Annotated in this window: 4 protein-coding genes; all 4 read right to left on the reverse strand. The window is 68.7% G+C overall.

What is annotated here, in order from left to right:
- Window positions 1–784: 784 nt before the first annotated feature.
- Complete coding sequence (locus tag O3W51_RS47410; protein ID WP_269290253.1) at window positions 785–1,300, reverse strand: hypothetical protein; 516 nt, start codon at window positions 1,298–1,300, stop codon at window positions 785–787.
- Between the two features lie 64 nt (window positions 1,301–1,364).
- Window positions 1,365–1,604 (reverse strand): hypothetical protein, encoded by a 240-nt coding sequence (locus O3W51_RS47415; RefSeq protein ID WP_269290255.1) that lies wholly within the window; start codon window positions 1,602–1,604, stop codon window positions 1,365–1,367.
- Entirely contained in the window at window positions 1,604–2,422 is an 819-nt protein-coding gene (locus O3W51_RS47420) for a ParA family protein (RefSeq protein WP_269290257.1), read from the reverse strand. The genes O3W51_RS47415 and O3W51_RS47420 overlap by 1 nt, the downstream gene beginning before the upstream one ends.
- Before the next feature lie 175 nt (window positions 2,423–2,597).
- Window positions 2,598–2,996 carry a helix-turn-helix transcriptional regulator gene (locus tag O3W51_RS47425; RefSeq protein WP_269290259.1) on the reverse strand — a complete coding sequence of 133 codons (399 nt, stop codon included), beginning with the start codon at window positions 2,994–2,996 and terminating at the stop codon, window positions 2,598–2,600.
- Window positions 2,997–4,175: the final 1,179 nt, after the last annotated feature.

The following is a 4,175-nucleotide window of genomic DNA, read 5'->3' on the forward strand; positions in this document are numbered from 1 at the left end:
TTCCGCTTCGCTGCATTCCCTTTTCCCGAACGCTGCGCTTATCGGGAAGGCTCCCGCGCTGCGCGCGTCCGCCCGGTCCGGCTGCGCCGGACGGCTGGCAGGGTGAGGGGGTGGCCGGTGCATCGGGGCCCCTGCCTGTGTAGGGACTGGGGTTCCGGCCCACCACCCCCGGGGCGCCGGCCCCATCGGTCCAGGCCCGCGCCCCGGGGGGTGCTTCCCTCGTGCAAAACTTCCGGAGTTTCCGAGTCCGGTCCTCCGCCCCCCGGAGTTGGGCGGAGGACCGGGGCACGCTTCCGGAAGTGATGCACATGTACCTTTGGCGAATCCAGGCCACACCCCCCCGGGGGGCCGAACGAGCGGCCGGAGGTGCATCGAACTGACTGCCTAGCTGAACTCTGGAACCAGCCTGCATCACCTCTGATCGCTGTGTAGTCTCTGGGGCTCTGGATCATCACCCGAGGGAGGTTTCAGCCCTATGGCTCCGGGTTTTCTTCTACGTACCGCAGCATATCTAAGGCGTTATCAATTCCGTTGTGTACGAAGTCTGCCATGACGCGATCTCCTTTCAATTCTGCTGTTTGCGCCACGGTGGACAGCTCTGCGATGTCCTTCCTGTATTGATCCGCGCTTTGCCGGTCCGCGTTCCATTTCCACGCCATTCCATTTCCCCTCTTCTTGGCTGGTGATTTCATTGTGCCGTACGGAGGGACCGGGCGCGTAGCTGTTTCTGGCGTTGCCTGTTGCCTATGTCCGGGCCGGCGTCTCGGGCCCGGTGGTCGGTGCCTCAGGTCCGGCGGCGGAGGGCCCAGCGGCGCCGTGCTGGGGTGGCAGGGGGCGTCCCGGCGGGGGTGCCACGTTCCGTGGTCTTGGGGGTGCTGTTCGGGGCGGCGGGGGTGGCGGTCTCAGGAGGGCCAGCTGGGGTCTCGGGGCTGTGTGGTGCGCTCTCGGATGTGGGTTCGAGTGCCTGGGGGATGGGGGCGCGCGTGAGCGCTCGCAGCGCCAGGTGCATGGCGTCGAGGGCGCGGCGTTGTTCCTGCGCCAGCGTTTGCAGCTGGTTCACCTCTCGTCGGGCCGCCACCAAGCCAGCCGCGGTGGGCTCCTTGCTGCCGCTCGGTGGGTTGCCGGTGCCGGCGGCGTGCTCCTGGCGGCCGGTGTCGGCCGTCGCGGCGGACTCCACGCAGAACCGCAGCAGCCCCAGTGCCAGTGCCCGGGGCATGGGGTCCGGCACGGGGAGCTGCACGCCGATGGCGCGCAGGCAGGTATGGAGTTGTGCGGTGGTCGGTAGCGGCTGTTCGGTCATACGCCGGGGCCTTCCCTGTGTGCCAAGGATGCAAGGAATAAAGCATCCTGTTTTCCTTGCATCCCTACTCCAGGTTGACCGGGTGGGCTTCGAGCCAGGTCTCGACGGCTTCGGCGATGGCGTCCTTGAGCTTCACGTCGTGGACGGCCAGCGCGAGCGTCAGGCGCCGGCGCAGCGGTGCGGGCAGGGTGGTGGTGACCGGGACCTGAGGGACCGGTTGGGGGCGGGCGGGCGCGGCGTCCGGGACCGTGGCGGGCCGTTCGGGCAGTTGCTTGTCCTCGGAAACGTCTTGGTAGCGGGGCATCAGGCTGCGGCTCCCATCACGGTGTCGATGCGGGCGCGGGCCCAGGTATGGATCTGTTGGAACTGATCGGCAGCCTTGCGGCCCTCGGCGCCGTCCACGCGCAGCGGCTGGGCGTTCTCGCCTTGGTTCTTGATCGCCACCAGTTCGTGGACGCGGATCGGGCAGACCGCCTGCGGGCCTGCGATCCCGGCAGCCTCCTTCTCCCGCTTCTGGTGCACGTTCAGGTTCGGCCGGTAGCGGTTGATGATGATCCCGGCCACGGCCAGATCGGGATTGAGGGTGTGCCGGTCGCGCTCGACGCGCTCGTAGACGCGGCGGGCGGACTCCACCGAGTCGTACTCCATCTCGCACGGGAGCAGCAGCACGTCGGAGGCGGCGAAGGCGATGTCGATCTGGTGCGAGAGCAACTGGGGCGGGCAGTCGATGACGACCAGGTCGAAGTCGTCGACGACACCGTGCAGCGCGCGCAGCAGCCGCTTCTCCGACGCGGCGGTGCCGGCGGTCATCGCCAGCAGTTCCAGGTCCAGGTGGGCGGGCGCGATCGTGATGCGTTCGCTGTAGATCGGGTCGTCGTACCCGCACGGCACCAAGATGCGCGCGGCTTCCCCCACCGCGGGGCGCTGGAGCACCGACGCCAACGACGCCGCCGCCCGGGCCTCCGGGGCTTTGGGGACCTGCGCGCGCAGACGCCGGGTGAGGTTGCCTTGCGAGTCCATGTCCACCGCCAGGACCCGCTGCCCCGCTTCGGCGGCGGCGGTGATCAAGCCCTGGGCGATGCCGGTTTTGCCGACCCCGCCCTTGTGGTTCGCGATCGCCACGTGAGGGGCCGACCGCGTTACCGAGGACAGCCCGCAATCGTCCTGAACGGACATCGAGCACCCTTCAGAGAGATGGTTTTTCCTTGCAGTGCAGCGGGTGCAAGCATCCAAGGAAGCAATAAACGAAGCAAGTTTTACAGTTCGCGGGCATGCTGCCGGACCTCGGGCGGGGTTCCTACCGCTCGCGGTCTTGAAGCTGGCGGAGCAGCGACAAGAGCTCCTCCTGCCCTTTCTCCAGGCGGTCCAGTGCGGCGGTGTGGCCGGCCAGGGCGATGGTGTGTTCGCTTTGGCGGTCAAGCACCCGCTGCACCTTCTTGATCATGCGGTCCGTCTCCTGATCGACCGGATCCGCGCCCGCGCCGCCACGCGCCGCAGGCGGCTTGCCCTCCCGGGGCGCGGGGGCGGGTGGCAGCAGCAAAAGCGCGCGCAGATCCTCGACGGGGATCAGCCAGCCTCGGGCGGGATCGCGTTGCGCGCCGGGGAAGCGGCCTGCTTCCCGGTGGCGGCGGATCGTGGACAGGCTGACCCCGCATGCGGCGGCGGCCTCCCGCTGGGGCAGGGGTGGGCGTTCCATCCGCTCATCCTGCCCGTCGGGCGTCCGCGAGGTGCCGCACGGCGTCCCGGAGAGACCGCGCGGCGTTCCCGAGACGTGGTGCGGCGGCGCCGAGGCGCCCCCGGCTGCCCGTCCTCCTGGACGTGGTGCTGCCGGCCGGTCGGGCCCGGGTTACGGCCGGGCCGGCGTCGGTCGTGACCGGGCGGGCACGGTTGGTGAAAGCGAATAGGCGGGCGCCTACGAGACCGGCTTTCTTTACCGCAGTGATGACGGCCCAGCAACCGTTTCCGTCGCTCTACGGAAAACCCGGCACGGCGCATCAAAAAGCCGTATAAGGGCGCGTGGTCTCCGCGCCGGCGGCCCCGGTTTCCTTCCCGGATAAATGCGCGGCCCTGGAAAAGAAGGATCGGCAAACGGTGGGTCGGCTCCTGATGGCATGGCCTCGAAATACCAATTTGCAGTTCATGCAGACCGCTCCCAATATCAGCGCTTACACGGCGCGACAGGTCGCCGCACAGGCACCGACGGATCAGAAGTACCGGTCCCGAGACAGCGGCACGGGGGCAGGATGTACCGGCCCATGACAGCCACGCCCACCCCGGATACCGCCCCGTGTCAGTGGCCACAACCGGCCGACACGCCAGGGTGTGGCAAGATCCCCGGGTTCGGACCGGTGGGCGGTTCTGGAGCGCTCTGGGAACCGTCCACCACCGGCCACTGGACGGCGCCCTACAGCCCCTGCGTCAGGGAGCTGGCGCACGACGGCGAGGGAGCCTGCTGCGCAGCGTCCTACCCGGCCTGGCCGGTCTGCTCACCGTCCTAATGGGTGGCCCGGAGCCCCGTTCGCGCCCCGCGCCGACGCGGCGGCCACCGGCCGACGCCCCACCCCCAGCCAGCGCAGCCCGACCGTGACCCGACCGCCAGCCCGCCGCCCAACACCACCCACCCACCACACCAACAACCAGCACACAGGAAAAAGGGCACAGCCGAGGGGAAGTCAGCGTCCTTGTGACCCCAAAAACCGGGCCTGAGCTGCGACGACCGGAGCACCCCGCCGGGAGGTATGCAACAGATCTTGCAACAGATCTTGCAACAGATGTCGCAACAGATCTTGCAACAGAAGATGCAACAGAGTTGCCGCGATCAAGGACGCTCGTGCGGGGTGAAGGCTGGCCTTCTTTCGCCTCGCTGACGGCGGGC

The sequence above is a fragment of the Streptomyces sp. H39-C1 genome (assembly GCF_027158125.1).
Taxonomy (GTDB): domain Bacteria; phylum Actinomycetota; class Actinomycetes; order Streptomycetales; family Streptomycetaceae; genus Actinacidiphila; species Actinacidiphila fildesensis.

Coding starts and splice junctions, on each gene's coding strand:
- O3W51_RS47410 (WP_269290253.1), bottom strand. CDS start 1,300: ATGACCGAACAGCCGCTACCGACCACCGCACAACTCCATACCTGCCTG.
- O3W51_RS47415 (WP_269290255.1), bottom strand. CDS start 1,604: ATGCCCCGCTACCAAGACGTTTCCGAGGACAAGCAACTGCCCGAACGG.
- O3W51_RS47425 (WP_269290259.1), bottom strand. CDS start 2,996: ATGGAACGCCCACCCCTGCCCCAGCGGGAGGCCGCCGCCGCATGCGGG.